Genomic DNA, 15,335 nt, shown 5'->3' with positions numbered 1-15,335 from the left:
CAGCCTCGTCAAGCCATGGCCGCGACGAGCCACAGCGGCCATGCGACGACTGCCATCAGGGCGCCCAACGGCACCTCCTGATCGGCCCGGATGCTGTCGCCGCGAAGCCGGCGGACGCCCAGCAGCGCGAGGCCGACCGAAGCACCGCCCAGCAGCACCAGAGGCAGCGCCTGCCAGCCCAAGGTCAGGCCGATCGCCCCCAGCAATTTGGGATCGCCGCCGCCCATGCCGGTGCGGCCCCGCGCGACGCGATAGAGGATCGCGATCGCCGCCAGCCCCGCGAACCCGGCCAGCCCGCCGATCAGCCGATCCGCCATCGGCGGGGCGATCCCCGCAAGGCCGGCGCTCACGCCGACGACGGCCAGCGCCGCGACCAGCTCGTCCGGCAGCCAGAAATGATCGACATCCAGTGCGATGAGCGCGACCAGCAGCCAGCCGAACATGGCGCCGCACAGCCCCNCCAGCCCCGGCGCGGCCAGCAATGATACCAGGCCGATGCCCCCGGAGGCGAGTTCGATCAGCAGANGGCGGCGATCGATAGGCGCGCCGCAATAGGCGCAGCGCCCCCGCCGCAGGAGGTGGCCGAACACGGGCAGCAGATCGACGACGCCAAGCCGGTGGCCGCAGGCGTCGCAGGCCGATCGCCCCCGCATCACCGATTGGCCGCGCGGCCAGCGCAGCGCCAGGGCCGCGAGGAAGCTGCCAGCGACAAGGCCCAGAATCGCGCCCAGCGCCGGCGATATCCAGGGCATGCCCCATCCCGCCCCGATCGGATCGGGCAGGATCATGGCAGGGGCGCGAAAAGCCGAATCATCGCGCCACGCCTATTACAGCGCGGCGCGGCAGCCCAACCGATTTCCGCGCCAAAGGGTCAGCGCGAAACGAAGCTCACCTGCGCCAGCGCCGCGCGGGCGACCTTGTCGGTCGTGGTGACGGTGCCGTCGCCCAGCGTGACCTCATAATGATGGCGCGAGCGCAGCGCCTGCCGCCAGCTTTCGGCGGCCAGCTCGGGCCGCCCCGTGGCCGCATAGACGCGGCCGAGGTTGATCAGCCGGGCAGGATCGTCGGCGGAAACGCCGCGCATCGCGCCAAGCTGTCGCTCGGCCGCCGTCCAGTCGCCCCGGTCGATCGCCGCCAGGCCGAGCGCGCCGACTTCATAGCCCGTCTCCACACGCGGGGCCGGCTGGCTGTGGGCGGTGGCAGGAATGGCGATCAACGCCAGCGACATCAACCCAAGACCGCGCATCATCTCCTCCAAGCAAAACTGATCAATTATAGAGATGAATGTTACACGGATATGACACGGCCACAACCGGCCGCATCCGGCGATTTCGCTCTTTGCAAGCAGTCGTTTCGCAGCCGCACACCAATCGCGATGAGTTGCTGCGGGACATCTTGGATTCGCAGAAAATCTCGCCTATCGGCGCATGATGCACCGCCGCAAAGGCAGGTGAAACAATAACGTCATGCAACCGTCACTCGGGAGCCATGCAGATTTCTCCGGCGCGTCATGAGGGGAGGCCATTGGCACGCCATCCGCTAAAAAGGGGATATGAAGTGAAAAAGTTACTGCTGGGCTGCGCCGTTGCAGCTCTGGCGGCGCCCGCCGCTTACGCCCAGTCCACGGGCTCGATCGACTTCGAGAATCAGGAAATCGTCGTCACCGGCGTCGCCGGCCCCAAGGCCGTCGCCGGCGTGAACACGCCCGATACGCCCAAGGCCAAGGTCGTCCTCACCCAGGAGATCATCGCCCATCAGGTGCCCGGCCAGTCGGTGAACGACATCATCAACCTGGTTCCCGGCGTCAGCTTCCAGAACAACGATCCGTTCGGCTCGGCCGGCGGCAAGATGTCGGGCTCTGTTGCAAAGATTGGCGGCAGTCACAGGTAGGCTGTCGCTCTGCGCCGATCAGGCGGCTGCTGCGAAATGGTGGTTGAGCATGTCCATGGCCTCCGTCAGTGCCGAGGGCCCAATGCCGAAAGCTCTCTCCACAAGGCGCACCTCTCCCCTGATGCCGGGCTGCAGGCACCAGGGACGAGCCTGTCCTTTGCGCAGGGCTCGCATGACTTCGAATCCCTTGATCGTGGCATAGGCCGTGGGGATCGATTTGAAACCGCGCACCGGCTTGATCAGCATCTTGAGCTTTCCGTGATCGGCCTCGATCACGTTATTGAGATACTTCACCTGCCGGTGGGCCGTCTCCTGGTCCAGCTTTCCTTCGCGCTTCAATTCGGTGATCGCTGCACCATAGCTCGGCGCTTTGTCAGTATTGAGCGTGGCCGGCTTTTCCCAGTGCTTCAGGCCTCGCAGGGCCTTGCCCAGGAACCGCTTCGCTGCCTTGGCGCTGCGGGTCGGCGACAGGTAGAAATCGATCGTGTCGCCCCGCTTGTCGACTGCCCGGTACAGGTAGGTCCACTTGCCCCGCACCTTGACGTAGGTTTCATCCAGGCGCCAGCTCGGATCAAAGCCACGCCGCCAGAACCAGCGCAGCCGCTTCTCCATCTCCGGGGCGTAGCGCTGGACCCAGCGATAGATCGTCGTATGGTCGACCGAAATGCCGCGTTCCGCCAGCATTTCCTCAAGGTCGCGATAGCTGATCGGATAGCGACAATACCAGCGCACCGCCCACAGGATCACATCACCCTGGAAATGGCGCCACTTGAAATCCGTCATCGCTCCATCCGTTCAATCTCCGCCAAGCATGCTCAAGCTTCACGATTTTTGCAACAGAGCCAGATGTCGATCCGCGGCTTCGACAACACGCGCATCTCGCAGACGTTCGACGGCCTGCCGCTGAACGACACGGGCGGCTATGCGCTCTATTCGAACCAGCAGATCGACCCCGAGCTGATCGATCAGGTGAACGTCAACCTCGGCACCACCGACGTGGACAGCCCCACCGCCGCCGCCTCGGGCAGCACGGTGAACCTGCGTTCGCGCAATCCTTCCCAGGATTTCGGCGTGAAGGTGGTCAGCTCGGTCGGCGAATATGATTTCTTCCGCGTGTTCGGCCTGGTCGACACCGGCGAATTCACCTCGTTCGGCACCCGCGCCTGGTTCTCCGCCAGCAGCGCGACCAACAATGCGATCTATGGCGGCTACGGCAAGATCGACAAGCAGCAGTATAACTTCAAGATCTACCAGCCGGTCGGCGACAATGGCGATTTCGTGTCGCTCGCCGGCCACTGGAATCAGAACCGCAACAACTTCTTCGGTTCGGTTCCCCTGCGCACCGATGTCGCGGGCGGCCGGGTCGTCGGATCGGCTTCCAGCAACCGCTTCCCGATCACCAAGGACGAGCGCTTCTATGAAGTCGCCCGCTGCACCGTCACGCCGGCCACGCCGGGCGTGAAGGATACCGCCAACAGCTGCGGCTCGCTCTACGAATATCGGTTCAATCCGTCCGACACGGGCAATATCCGCCTGAGCTCGCGCTTCACGCTCAGCGACGGCCTCGTCCTGACCGTCGATCCCAGCTACCAATATACCAAGGCCAATGGCGGCGGCACGGTGGAAGCCATCGAGTCGGCATTCAAGATCGGCGACCAGTTCTTCCCCGGCTATTTCGGCGGCAAGCCCTATGTCGGCGCCGACCTGAACGGCGATGGCGATACGCTGGATACCGTCCGCATGCTGGCCCCCAGCCAGACCAAGACGGATCGCCTCGGCCTGATCGCCTCGCTGCGCTACGACATCGACGATCATAACACCGTCCGCCTCGCCTACAGCTACGATCGCGGCCGCCATCGCCAGACCGGCGAAGTCGGCTTCCTCGACGCCTACGGCAATGCGATCGACGTGTTCCCGGTCGACAATCCCGTGCTGGGATCGGACGGCAACCGCCTGCAGAAGCGCGATCGCCTGTCCTATGCGATCCTGCACCAGGTCTCGGGCGAATATCGCGGCGAGTTCTTCGATGAACGCCTGACCGTCAATGCCGGCCTGCGCGCGCCCTTCTTCAAGCGCAACCTGAACCAATATTGCTTCACCAGCAGCAACAGCGGCTTCGTGGATTGCATGCGCGGCAACGACGCGGCCGAAGATGCCTATGCGGCGGCCAACCCGAACTTCGCCCGCCCGCAGAAGCGTGTCTTCAATTATGACAAGCTGCTGCCGACCGCCGGCGTCGTGTTCAACGTGATGCCGAAATTCAGCGTCTTCGGTAATTATTCGAAGGGTGTTCAGGTTCCGGGCACGGACAACCTCTACCAGTCCTTCTGGTATGCGCCGGGCACCGACGCCGCCGATCCCTCGCCGGAAACGACGGACAATTTCGACCTCGGCGTCCGTTACACGTCGGGCAAGATCCAGGCCCAGCTCTCCGGCTGGTATACGAACTACAAGAACCGCCTGGCTTCGTCCTACGACTTCGAACAGAATGTCACGATCTACCGGAACCTCGGCAAGGTCGAGAAATACGGCGTCGATGGCAGCATCTCCTACCAGCCGATCCCGGAAGCCTCGTTCTACGTCTTCGGTTCCTATCTGAAGTCGAAGATCAAGGACGATGTCGTCATCGGCCGCAATGGTGCCGGCGATCCGATCTATGGCCAGACGGCTGGCAAGCGCGAATCGGGTGCGCCGACCTTCACCTTCGGTGGGCGCGCCCAGGGCACGCTCGGCCCGGTGCAGCTTGGCGTCCAGGCCAAGCGGACCGGCCCGCGTTATGTGAACGACCAGAATCTTCCGGTCTTCCAGAGCGGCGTGCAGGTCTATGGTGCCAAGGCGCCGGCTTATACGCTGGTCGATCTCGATGCCCGCCTCTCGCTGGAATGGGCTGGCCTGAACGACAAGACCTACTTCCAGCTCAACGTCACCAACCTGTTCGACAAGCTCTACGTGGGCGGCTTCGACGGGACGACGTCGAACACCACTGTCACGACGGCCCAGATCGGTGCGCCGCGCACCGTGATCGGTTCGATCATCATCGGCTTCTGATCCTTCAGGCCGATATAAATATGGCGGCCGTCCTTCGGGGCGGCCGCTTTTTTTGCGCCCGTACCGGGTTTTTCAGTCGACCGCTTCGTCCTGCGCCACGCCCCACAGGCTGCGCGTCTCGATATAGCCGCGCCGGCCCTTCACGTCGAAGCGGCACCAGCCGCCGCCGCACTTATCGACCTTTCCGATCACGCCGGGGGCCACCCGCCATTCCAGCCGCGAGCCGCCATCGGCCTTGGCGTGAAGCTCCCCCGTCTGGCCGACGACGATCGCCGTGCGCTGTTCGGACAATAATATGCCCTTCACCCAGCCGCGCTCGCCCTCCGGGTCTTCCACGCGGCGCCAATCCTCGTGCACCTGGATCACGCGCAGCGGCAGGCCGGGGCGGACATATTTCCACGTCGCCGGATAATTGGTGCCGGGGCCGGTGCGCATCAGCGCCTCGCGCGCGGCGATCGAAACCCAATAAGGCACCTGCCGGCGCTGGGCCTCCGCCGCGCTCGCGCCCAGCGCCGCCGCGACCATGAAGCCCGCAACCGCCGCCCGCATCCATTTCCGCATTCACCTACCCCCGTCAGCACGGACCCGATCACCCCGTTCTAGAGCCATTTCTCGCGGAGCGGAATCCTCAGGCCATGCAATGGCGGCAACATGCTGATGCTTGACGGCGGCGGCGCCCCATGCCTAGCGCATGTCATGGCCGAGCCCGTCCGCCCCGACCGCCCGAAGATCGCCGTCACCCGCCGGCTGCTGCCCGAGACGGAAGCGCGCATGGCCGAGCTCTACGACGCCAGCTTCAACGAGGGCGATCGCCCGATGGATCGCGCCGCCCTGATCGCGGCGATGGCCGATTGCGACGTGCTAGTCCCCACCGTCACCGATGCGATCGACGCCGCCCTGATCGATGCCGCACCGCCCCGGCTGAAGCTGATCGCCAATTTCGGCAACGGCGTCGATCATATCGACCTCGCCGCCGCCCGCGCGCGCGGCATCATCGTGACGAACACCCCCGGCGTGCTGACCGAGGACAGCGCCGACATGACGATGGCGCTGATCCTTTCGGTGCCGCGCCGGCTGGCCGAGGGGGAGAAGCTCGTGCGATCCGGCCAGTGGACCGGCTGGAGCCCCACCGGCATGCTGGGCCATCGCATCGGCGGCAAGCGGCTGGGCATCATCGGCATGGGGCGGATCGGCCAGGCCATCGCCCGGCGCGCGCGCGGCTTCGGCCTGTCGATCCATTATCNCAACCGCAACCGGTTGCCCTCGGTGATCGAGGAGGAGCTCGGCGCCAGCTTCCACGCCGATCTTGATGAGATGCTGGGCGCGGTGGATATCGTTTCCGTCAACTGCCCGCACACCGCCGCGACGCATCATCTGATCGACCGGCGGCGGCTGGGGCTGCTGGCGCCCCACGTCTATCTCATCAACCTCGCGCGCGGCGAGATCGTCGACGAGGCCGCCCTGATCGAGGCGCTGGAAAGCGGCCGGATCGCCGGCGCGGGCCTGGACGTGTTCGAACATGAGCCGGCCGTCGATCCCCGGCTGCTGGCGCTTTCCAACGTCGTGCTGCTGCCGCACATGGGCTCCGCCACCTTCGAAGGGCGCGCGGCGATGGGCGCCAAGGTGATCGCCAATATCCGCGCCTGGTGGGATGGGCATCGCCCGCCGGATCAGGTGCTGGAAGGCTGGGCCTGATAAGCTCCGGGAACGTTCATCCCCGCCACGGGTTGAAGAATCGAATGGCGAGGAGACGAAGAATGGCGAAATTCTCCCCTATGGCGACGGGTTTGCTGCTGGCATCCAGCCTCGCGCTCGCGACCACCGCCTGCGCCGGAGACGGCAAGCGGGTGGTGAAAGGCGCGGCGATCGGCGGTGCGGGTGGCGCGGTCGTCGGCGCGGTGGTTCCGGGCATATCGACCGGCGAAGGCGCGCTGATCGGCGCGGCCGGCGGCGCCGTGGTCGGCGCGCTGGGCAAGGACGACAAGGGCCGCGAATGGTATCGCGACAGCGACGGCCGCAAATATTACATCGATAAGAAAGGCCGCCGCCACTATAAGTAACGGACCAGGAAGGGCGGGCGCCCTCCCCCCGGATCAGACCCGCCGATCGGCCGTCGAGAAGAAATCGAGCGACTGCACGCCAAGCCAGCCATAGACATAATTGGCGTAGAACAGGCCGAACAGCACGGCCGACACGATCGTGGTCCAGAAACATGCCTTGGCGAAGCTGAAGCGCGGCGGCGCGCTGTCCGCCTGGCCGGCGATGCGCGGTTCGGGCGCGCCCGCCGTGCGGGGGCGGAAGGGCAGCACCAGAAAGAAGCTCATGGCCCAGAACAGCGAGTAGATCGCCAATATGGACGTGAATTTCACTGCCGCCCCTCCCTTCAGACGCGGATGATCGAAACGTCGACGATCGGCTTCTTGCCGGTCCATTGCGTTGCGCGGCGGCGCACCGCCAGGCGGATCGCCTCGCGCAGCTTGGCCTCGTCCTTCGGGCCGTCCGTCGCCGCCTCCGCCGCCGCGAGGCGCGCATCGGCCAGGAAATCCTCGCGATCCTCCTCCACCGGCACGCCCTGAATCGCGATCGCGGGCTCGCCCCGCACATTCCCCCTCGCATCCAGCACAACCGTGGCGGAAATGAAGCCATGCAGCGAAATCCGCCGCCGCTCGTTCAGCGTGGCGCCATCGGCCGGCAGGATCACGTCGCCGTCCAGCACGAGGCGGCCGGTGCGCTCATGCCCCACAAGCTCCGGCCCATCGGGCGCAAGCCGGATGACCTGGCCGTTCTGCTGGACGATGCCGCGTGGCACGCCGCAGGAGGCCGCGAACCGCGCCTGTTCCGCCATGTGCCGCATCTCGCCATGGACGGGCAGGATGATCTCCGGCCGGATCCACTTATACATCAGCTCCAGCTCGGGCCGCCCCGGATGGCCCGAGACATGGACGTGCGCCTGCCGGTCGGTGACCATCAATATCCCGCGCTCGGCCAGCCTGTTCTGGATGCGGCCGATCGCGATCTCGTTGCCGGGGATCTGCTTCGAGGAGAAGACGACCGTGTCGCCTTCCGAAAGCTTGATCGGGTGGCTGTCGAAGGCGATCCGCGCCAGCGCCGCGCGCGATTCCCCCTGCCCGCCGGTCGCGACGATCATCACCTCGGACGGCGGCAGCCGCATCGCGGTTTCGAAATCCACCGTATCGGGAAAATCGCCCAGATAGCCGCACGCCTTGGCGACCTTGATGATCCGATCCAGCGAGCGGCCGGCCACGCAGAGCTGGCGGCCGGTATCCCGCGCCACCTGCCCCAGCGTCTGCACCCGCGCCGCGTTGGAGGCGAAGGTGGTGACGAGCACGCGGCCCTTCGCCTCGGCGATCACCCCGTCCAGCCCCTCGCGCACGGCGGCTTCGGAGCCCGAGGCGTCCTCGTTGAAGACATTGGTGGAATCGCAGACCAGCGCCAGCACGCCCTCGTCGCCGATCGCCTCCAGCTCGGCGGCGGTGGATGGCGTGCCGAGCAGCGGCTCGTCGTCCAGCTTCCAGTCGCCGGTGTGGAAGATGCGGCCATAGGGCGTATCGATCAGTAGCGCATTGCCTTCGGGGATCGAATGGGCGAGCGGAATATAGCTGACGCCGAACGGGCCGACCCGGAAGCTGCCTTCCTGATCGATCACATGCAGCTTCACCTTGTCGCCCAGCCCCTCCTCGTCCAGTTTGCCGCGGATCAGGCCGGCGGTGAAGGGCGTGGCATAGAGCGGCACGCCCAGATCCGCCGCCAGATAGGGGATGGCGCCGATATGATCCTCATGCCCATGGGTGAGGACGATGCCGACGAGATCCTTGGCCCGCTGCTCGATGAACTCCAGATCCGGCAGGATCAGATCGATGCCCGGATAGGCCGGATCGGCGAAGGTAAGGCCGAGATCGACCATCAGCCACTTGCCCTGCGTGCCGTAGAGATTGACGTTCATGCCAATCTCCCCGGAGCCGCCGAGGGCGAGGAAAAGCAATTCGTTACCGGGTGTCGTCACTTTCGGGGAAATCCAATCCATCTATCCGGTCCAGGCCGGGATTCGCTTGGCCGGTCGAGCCCTATATCAGGAAAACGTCGCCGGCGTGGAGCAGATGCACGCTGCCGTCGGCCAGACGAAGCTTCAGCGCGCCGCTTTCGTCGAGCCCTTCGAACAGGCCGTCCACCACCTGCCCATCCGGTCCGGTGGTGCGGAGCGGGGTTCCCGGCGGATGGGCGCGCGCCAGCCATTCGCGGCGGATGGCGGCCAGCCCCTCGCTGCGCCAGCGCCCCAGCCAGCGGGCGAAGGCGTCGGCCAGATCGACCAGAAAGGCATCGGGATCGGGCGCGCCCAGGCCCGCGGCGGCAAAGCTCGCCGTGGTGCGATCGAGCCCCTCGGGGCGATGCGCGAGGTTGACGCCGAAGCCGATGACGATCGCGCCGTCGCAGGACTCCAGCAGGATACCCGAAAGCTTCGCGCCGTCGAGCAGCAGGTCGTTCGGCCATTTGAGGGCGGTGCGCCCTNCCCCGCCATAAGCGATCGCCACCTGATGCAGCGCGAGCGCCGCGACCATCGCCAGCGTGGCGGGCGCAGGATCGCCGGGCGCCAGGCGGACGATGGTGCTGGCATAGAGATTGCCCGGCGGCGACTGCCAGGCCCGCCCGTGGCGCCCGCGCCCGCCCGTCTGGGTTTCGGCACGGAGCCAGAAACCCTCGGGCTGGCCGGCACGGGCGAGCGCGGCGACGTCGTCGTTGGTCGATCCCGTCGCCTTTATCGTGCGGATGTCGGCGATCAGAACAGCGCCCGCGCCGCCGCCATGCTCGCCGCCCCCAGCGCCGGAATGGCAAGGTAGCCGAGCGGCGAGACGAACAGCGCGGAGAGCGCGATCAGCCCGCCTTCCAGCTTGCTTTCCGCCGGCGCGAAGGCCGGGGCGGGATCGTCGAAATAGATCGTCTTGACGATCTTCAGATAATAGAAGGCGCCGATCACCGAGGTGGCGATACCGATCATCGCCAGCGGCCACATGCCGACGCCGACCAGCGCATCGAACACCAGGAACTTCGGCCAGAAGCCGAAGAGCGGCGGGATGCCGGCCAGCGAGAACATGAAGATCGCGAACGCCGCCGCCAGCGCCGGCCGCGTGCGCGACAGGCCGGAAAGGCTGGCGATCGTCTCGACCGGCTGGCCGCTCTCGTCGCGCATCTGGAGGACGCAGAGGAAGCTGCCCACCGTCATCGCGACATAGACGGCGAGGTAGGTCATCACCGCGGCCACGCCGTCCTGCGTGCCGGCGGCGAGGCCGAACAGCACGAAGCCGACATTGTTGATCGAGGAATAAGCCAGCAGGCGCTTGATGTTGGTCTGGCCGATCGCGGCGACGCCGCCCAGGATCGTCGAGGCAAGCGCCGCGAAGATCACGATCTGGCGCCATGCATCGGTCGCGCCGCCCATCGCCTCGATGGTGACGCGGGTGAGCAGCGCCATCGCCGCCACCTTTGGCGCCGTCGCGAAGAAGGCGGTCACCGGGGTCGGCGCGCCTTCATACACGTCCGGCGTCCACATGTGGAACGGCACGGCCGAGATCTTGAAGGCGAGGCCCGCGAGCACGAAGACCAGCCCGAACATCTCGCCCATGCCCAGCCCGTCGCCGAACGCGGCCGCGACGCCTTCAAACGCCGTGGTGCCGGTGAAGCCGTAGAGCAGCGAGATGCCGTAGAGCAGGATGCCCGAGGCCAGCGCTCCGAGGACGAAATATTTGAGGCCCGCTTCCGCCGACCGCGTATCGCGCCGCATGAAGCTCGCCAGCACATAGGCGGCAAGGCTCTGCAGCTCGAGGCCGACATAGAGCGTCAGCAGGTCGGTCGCCGAAACCATCATGCCCATGCCCACGCCCGAAAGCAGGATCAGGATCGGATATTCGGCGCGGACATTGCCGTTCCGCTCAAAGAAGTTGGGCGCCACGATCAGCGTTATCGCGGCCGCGATATAGATCAGCAGCTTGGCGAAGGAGGAGAAGCTGTCCGCCTGATAAAGGCCGTCGAAGGCGGAACCGCCATGGCCCGCCGGGCCGAGCAGCGCCAGGGCGGCGGCCGCGAACAGCGCGACGGCGCCCCAGCTGATCGCCTTCGTCGCCTTGTCGCCGGCAAAGGCCGCGACCATCAGCAGCACGAGCGAGCCGAGGGAAAGGATAAGCTCAGGCAGAGTGAGCGCGAGGGACTGGGTAACAGGCATCAGTGGTGCGCCCCTTCATGCGCGGCGGCAGCGGGAATAACGGGCTTGCCGGCGGTGACATGTGCGTCGCCGGTGAAACCGGTCTTTTCCATGCGGGCGACGACGACGCCGATGTCGCGGCGGATCGGCTTCAAGAAGCTTTCCGGATAGACGCCCATCCAGAGCACGGCGAGGCCGATCGGCAGCAGCAGGGCGATCTCGCGCGCCGAAAGATCGGGCATCGCGGCGACATCCGCCTTGTCGAGCTTGCCGTAGCAGACCCGCGCATAGAGATAGAGCATGTAGCAGGCGCCGAGGATGACGCCCGTCGTCGCGACGAAGGCCACCCAGCTGCTCGCCTGATAGGCGCCTACCAGGCTCAGGAACTCGCCGACGAAGCCGGACGTGCCCGGCAGGCCGACCGAAGCCATGGTGAACAGCATGAAGAACAGCGCATATTTCGGCATGTTGTCGGCCAGGCCGCCGTAACGCGCGATCTCCCGCGTGTGGAGGCGATCGTAGATCACGCCCACGCAAAGGAAGAGCGCGCCCGAAACCAGGCCGTGGCTCAGCATCACCAGCATCGCGCCTTCCAGGCCCTGCCGGCTGAACGCGAACAGGCCGATGGTGACGAACGCCATGTGCGCGACCGAGGAATAAGCGATCAGCTTCTTCATGTCGGTCTGCACCAGCGCGACGAGCGAGGTGTAGACGACGGCCACCATGCTGAGGCCCATCACCAGCCAGAACATCTGGACGGAGGCTTCCGGGAACATCGGCAGCGAGAAGCGGATGAAGCCGTAGCCGCCCATCTTCAGCAGCACGCCGGCCAGGATCACCGAACCCGCCGTCGGCGCCTGCACGTGCGCATCGGGCAGCCAGGTGTGGACCGGCCACATCGGCATCTTCACCGCGAAGGAGGCGAAGAAGGCCAGGAACAGCCAGGTCTGCGCCTCGACGGGGAAGTCATAGGCCATCAGCGTCGGGATGTCGGTGGTGCCGGCTTCCTGCGCCATCCACAGCATCGCCACCAGCATTAGCACCGAGCCGAGCAGCGTGTAGAGGAAGAATTTGTAGCTGGCGTAGATCCGGTCCGCGCCGCCCCAGATACCGATGATGAGATACATCGGGATCAGGCCGGCTTCGAAGAAGATGTAGAACAGGAACAGGTCCTGCGCCGCGAAGACGCCGATCATCAGCGCCTCCATCAGCAGGAAGGCGGCCATATATTCCGGCACGCGCTTCTCGATCGCCTCCCACGACGCGCCGATGCAGATCGGCATCAGGAAGACGGAGAGCACGATCAGCATCAGCGCGATGCCGTCGATGCCCAGCGCCCAGGAGAAGCGGCCGAACAGGTCGACATGCTCCACGAACTGCCACTGCGCGCCCGCCGGATCGAAGTTGATCCAGAGGATGATGCCCAGCGCCAGCTCGACGAAGGTCGTCAGCAAAGCCGTCCAGCGCGCGCCCTGCGCATTCTGGAACAGGCAGGCCAGCGCCGCCAGCACCGGCAGCGCGATCATCAGGGTAAGGATGGGAAAGCCCGTCATATTCTTATCAGCCCGCCATCGCCCAGGTCGCCGCGGCCGCGAGGCCGAGCAGCATCACCAGCGCATAGGTATAGACATAGCCGGATTGGAGCCGGCGGGTGAGCGCGCCGCCGCCGACGATGACGTGCGCGACGCCATCGGGGCCGAAGCGGTCGATCGTCCCCTGGTCACCCCGCTTCCAGAAGAAGCGGCCGAGCGCGAAGGCCGGACGGACGAAGAGGAAATCGTAAAGCTCGTCGAAATACCATTTGTGCAGAAGGAAGTCGTAGAGGACGCGGAACGTCGCCGTGAAGCGCGCCGGGATCGTCGTGTCGATCAGATAGGCCCAGATCGCGATCAGCAGGCCCGTGATCATCACCACCGTCGCCGAAAGCTTCACCCACAGCGGCACGCCGTGCATCGCATGCATCAGATGGCTGTTGAACGCGAGGCTGCCCTTCCAGAACTCCGCGCCATGCTCGGCATCGAGGAACGGCAGGTGGAAGATGAAGCCCGCAAGCACCGCGCCCAGCGTCAGCACCACCAGCGGCAGCAGCATCGGCCACGGGCTTTCATGCGGGTGATAGCCGGCGGTGCCGTGCTTCACCTGATCGATGCCGGCGTCATGCGCATGGGCATCGTGGCCGGCATCTTCCTCGGACGGCGCGTCATGATGGTCATGGCCGTGGCCATGCGCATCGTGAACGGCGTGCTGGATATGCTCCGACCCCGCCCAGCGCGGCTTGCCGAAAAAGGTGAGGAACATCAGGCGCCACGAATAGAAGCTGGTGAGCAGCGCCGCGAACACGCCGACGAAGAAGGCCAGGCCGCCCGCGGTCGATCCGCTGGCGAAGGCCGCCTCGATGATCGCATCCTTCGAATAGAAGCCCGCGAAGCCGAACAGGCCGGCCACGCCCACGCCGGTGATCGCCAGCGTGCCGGCCATCATCGCCCAGAAAGTGAGCGGGATATGCTTCCGCAGGCCGCCATAGAAGCGCATGTCCTGTTCATGGTGCATGGCATGGATCACCGAGCCCGCGCCCAGGAACAGCAGCGCCTTGAAGAAGGCGTGCGTGAACAGGTGGAACATCGCCGCGCCATAGGCGCCCACGCCCGCCGCGAAGAACATGTAGCCGAGCTGCGAGCAGGTCGAATAAGCGATCACGCGCTTGATGTCGGTCTGCGTCGTGCCCACCGTCGCCGCGAAGAAGGCGGTGGCGGCGCCGACGTAGGTGACGACGTTCAGCGCGACCTGGCTGGTCTCGAACATCGGCGACAGGCGGCACACCATGAACACGCCGGCCGTGACCATCGTCGCCGCGTGGATCAGCGCCGACACCGGGGTCGGGCCTTCCATCGCGTCCGGCAACCAGGTGTGGAGGCCGAGCTGGGCGGACTTGCCCATCGCGCCCACGAACAGCAGCAGGCAGATCAGCGTCATCGTGTCGACGCGGTGGCCGAGGAAGCCGATGGTCGAACCGGCCATGCCGGGCGCCGCTTCCAGGATCGCCGGGATCGAAACCGTGCCGAACACCAGGAAGGTGGCGAAGATGCCCAGCGAGAAGCCGAAATCGCCGACGCGGTTGACCACGAACGCCTTGATCGCGGCCGCCTTGGCGCTCGGCTTGTGATACCAGAAGCCGATCAGCAGGTAGGAAGCCAGGCCCACGCCTTCCCAGCCGAAGAACATCTGCACCAGGCTGTCGGCCGTCACCAGCATCAGCATGGCGAAGGTGAAGAGCGACAGATAGGCGAAGAAGCGCGGCTGGCTGTCGTCCTCCGCCATATAGCCCCAGCTATACAGGTGGACGAGGCTGGATACGGTGGTGACCACCACCAGCATCACCGCCGTCAGCGTATCGACGCGCAGCGACCAGTCGACCGAAAGGCCGCCGGAACGGATGAAGGTCAGCACCGGCTCCACATAGGCTTCGGCGCTGCCGCCGAGGAAGCCCAGGAAGATCGGCCAGGAAAGCGCGCAGGAAACGAACAGCGCGCCGGTCGTCACCGCCTTGGCGGCGACATTGCCGATCATGCGATTGCCGAGGCCGGCGATGATCGCCGCGAGCAGCGGCAGGAAAACGATGAGCTTGATCACCGTCCGCCCTCCCGCAGGCGGGAGGGGAGCTCTACGCGAAGGTCCACCATCATCCCTTCATCCGGTTGATGTCGTCGACAGCGATCGTGCCGCGGCCGCGGAAATAGATTACGAGAATGGCAAGGCCGATCGCCGCCTCGCCGGCGGCCACCGTCAGCACGAACATGGCGAACACCTGGCCGACGAGATCGCCGAGGAAGGCGGAGAAGGCCACCAGGTTGATGTTCACGCTGAGCAGGATCAGCTCGATCGCCATCAGGATGATGATCACGTTCTTCCGGTTGAGGAAGATGCCGAACACCCCCGTCACGAACAGGATCGCCGAAACGACCAGATAATGCTGGATGCCGATCACAGCTCCACTCCCTGCCCGATAGGCTGGTTGACGTTGCGCACCGCATCCTCGGGACGACGCTTGACCTGATCGGCCACGTTCTGCGGGCGGGTGCCGCCGCGGGCGCGATGGGTCAGCACGATCGCGCCGATCATCGCCACGAGCAGCACGAGGCCGGCAGCCTCGAAGATGTAGAGGTAGCGCGTGTAGATCNCGGTG

Annotated in this window: 14 protein-coding genes and 1 pseudogene; 4 read left to right on the top strand and 11 right to left on the bottom strand. The window is 65.8% G+C overall.

Going from position 1 to position 15,335, the window contains the following annotated elements; translation table 11 throughout:
* Positions 1–8 precede the first annotated feature (8 nt).
* Both BHE75_RS10515 and BHE75_RS10510 read right to left on the bottom strand, forming a co-directional pair.
* Positions 9–752 carry a prepilin peptidase gene (locus BHE75_RS10515; protein WP_070935744.1) on the bottom strand — a complete coding sequence of 248 codons (744 nt, stop codon included), beginning with the start codon at positions 750–752 and terminating at the stop codon, positions 9–11.
* A gap of 119 nt (positions 753–871) precedes the next feature.
* Positions 872–1,249, bottom strand: coding sequence for a hypothetical protein (locus tag BHE75_RS10510; protein ID WP_139181705.1), 378 nt, complete (start codon positions 1,247–1,249; stop codon positions 872–874).
* 308 nt (positions 1,250–1,557) lie between these two features.
* Between BHE75_RS10510 and BHE75_RS10505 the strand changes: the two are divergent.
* Positions 1,558–1,854, top strand: a pseudogene (locus tag BHE75_RS10505) (TonB-dependent receptor); the annotation flags it as partial.
* Between the two features lie 54 nt (positions 1,855–1,908).
* Here BHE75_RS10505 and BHE75_RS10500 read toward each other — a convergent pair.
* A complete protein-coding gene (locus BHE75_RS10500) occupies positions 1,909–2,673 on the bottom strand; it encodes an IS6-like element IS6100 family transposase (RefSeq protein WP_013054031.1) in 765 nt (254 codons plus the stop codon).
* Here BHE75_RS10500 and BHE75_RS10495 point away from each other — a divergent pair.
* A complete protein-coding gene (locus BHE75_RS10495; RefSeq protein ID WP_438830586.1) occupies positions 2,650–4,938 on the top strand; it encodes a TonB-dependent receptor in 2,289 nt (762 codons plus the stop codon). The genes BHE75_RS10500 and BHE75_RS10495 overlap by 24 nt on opposite strands.
* 72 nt (positions 4,939–5,010) lie before the next feature.
* Here the strand turns inward: BHE75_RS10495 and BHE75_RS10490 are convergent, their stop codons facing one another.
* A complete protein-coding gene (locus BHE75_RS10490; protein WP_041864739.1) occupies positions 5,011–5,499 on the bottom strand; it encodes an SH3 domain-containing protein in 489 nt (162 codons plus the stop codon).
* Between the two features lie 135 nt (positions 5,500–5,634).
* On the opposite strand from BHE75_RS10490, the gene BHE75_RS10485 reads away from it, so the two are divergent.
* Both BHE75_RS10485 and BHE75_RS10480 read left to right on the top strand, forming a co-directional pair.
* Positions 5,635–6,633 (top strand): 2-hydroxyacid dehydrogenase, encoded by a 999-nt coding sequence (locus BHE75_RS10485; protein WP_070935743.1) that lies wholly within the window; start codon positions 5,635–5,637, stop codon positions 6,631–6,633.
* Positions 6,634–6,695: 62 nt separating this feature from the next.
* The gene (locus BHE75_RS10480) at positions 6,696–6,998 is read left to right on the top strand and encodes a YMGG-like glycine zipper-containing protein (RefSeq protein ID WP_015456801.1); all 303 of its coding nucleotides are present in this window, start codon (positions 6,696–6,698) and stop codon (positions 6,996–6,998) included.
* A gap of 33 nt (positions 6,999–7,031) precedes the next feature.
* Here the strand turns inward: BHE75_RS10480 and BHE75_RS10475 are convergent, their stop codons facing one another.
* From BHE75_RS10475 to nuoK, 7 genes are all read right to left on the bottom strand, one after another.
* Positions 7,032–7,307 carry a DUF1467 family protein gene (locus BHE75_RS10475; protein WP_015456800.1) on the bottom strand — a complete coding sequence of 92 codons (276 nt, stop codon included), beginning with the start codon at positions 7,305–7,307 and terminating at the stop codon, positions 7,032–7,034.
* Between the two features lie 14 nt (positions 7,308–7,321).
* Positions 7,322–8,902, bottom strand: coding sequence for a ribonuclease J (locus BHE75_RS10470; protein WP_245896954.1), 1,581 nt, complete (start codon positions 8,900–8,902; stop codon positions 7,322–7,324).
* A gap of 121 nt (positions 8,903–9,023) precedes the next feature.
* Positions 9,024–9,737 carry a biotin--[acetyl-CoA-carboxylase] ligase gene (locus BHE75_RS10465; protein WP_438830619.1) on the bottom strand — a complete coding sequence of 238 codons (714 nt, stop codon included), beginning with the start codon at positions 9,735–9,737 and terminating at the stop codon, positions 9,024–9,026.
* Positions 9,734–11,173 (bottom strand): NADH-quinone oxidoreductase subunit NuoN, encoded by a 1,440-nt coding sequence (gene nuoN / locus BHE75_RS10460; protein ID WP_015456797.1) that lies wholly within the window; start codon positions 11,171–11,173, stop codon positions 9,734–9,736. The genes BHE75_RS10465 and nuoN overlap by 4 nt, the downstream gene beginning before the upstream one ends.
* On the bottom strand, positions 11,173–12,705 hold the full coding sequence (locus tag BHE75_RS10455) for an NADH-quinone oxidoreductase subunit M (RefSeq protein ID WP_070933823.1): 1,533 nt from the start codon (positions 12,703–12,705) through the stop codon (positions 11,173–11,175). Before BHE75_RS10455 ends, nuoN begins: the two co-directional genes overlap by 1 nt.
* Before the next feature lie 7 nt (positions 12,706–12,712).
* Positions 12,713–14,782 carry an NADH-quinone oxidoreductase subunit L gene (gene nuoL / locus BHE75_RS10450; protein ID WP_070933822.1) on the bottom strand — a complete coding sequence of 690 codons (2,070 nt, stop codon included), beginning with the start codon at positions 14,780–14,782 and terminating at the stop codon, positions 12,713–12,715.
* Positions 14,783–14,831: 49 nt separating this feature from the next.
* Positions 14,832–15,137: an NADH-quinone oxidoreductase subunit NuoK gene (gene nuoK, locus BHE75_RS10445; protein ID WP_015456794.1), complete on the bottom strand. Its 306-nt coding sequence runs from the start codon at positions 15,135–15,137 to the stop codon at positions 14,832–14,834.
* Positions 15,138–15,335: the final 198 nt, after the last annotated feature.

The organism is Edaphosphingomonas haloaromaticamans (genome assembly GCF_001853345.1).
Classification (GTDB): domain Bacteria; phylum Pseudomonadota; class Alphaproteobacteria; order Sphingomonadales; family Sphingomonadaceae; genus Sphingomonas_E; species Sphingomonas_E fennica.
This window is presented reverse-complemented; position numbering and strand designations above follow the sequence as displayed.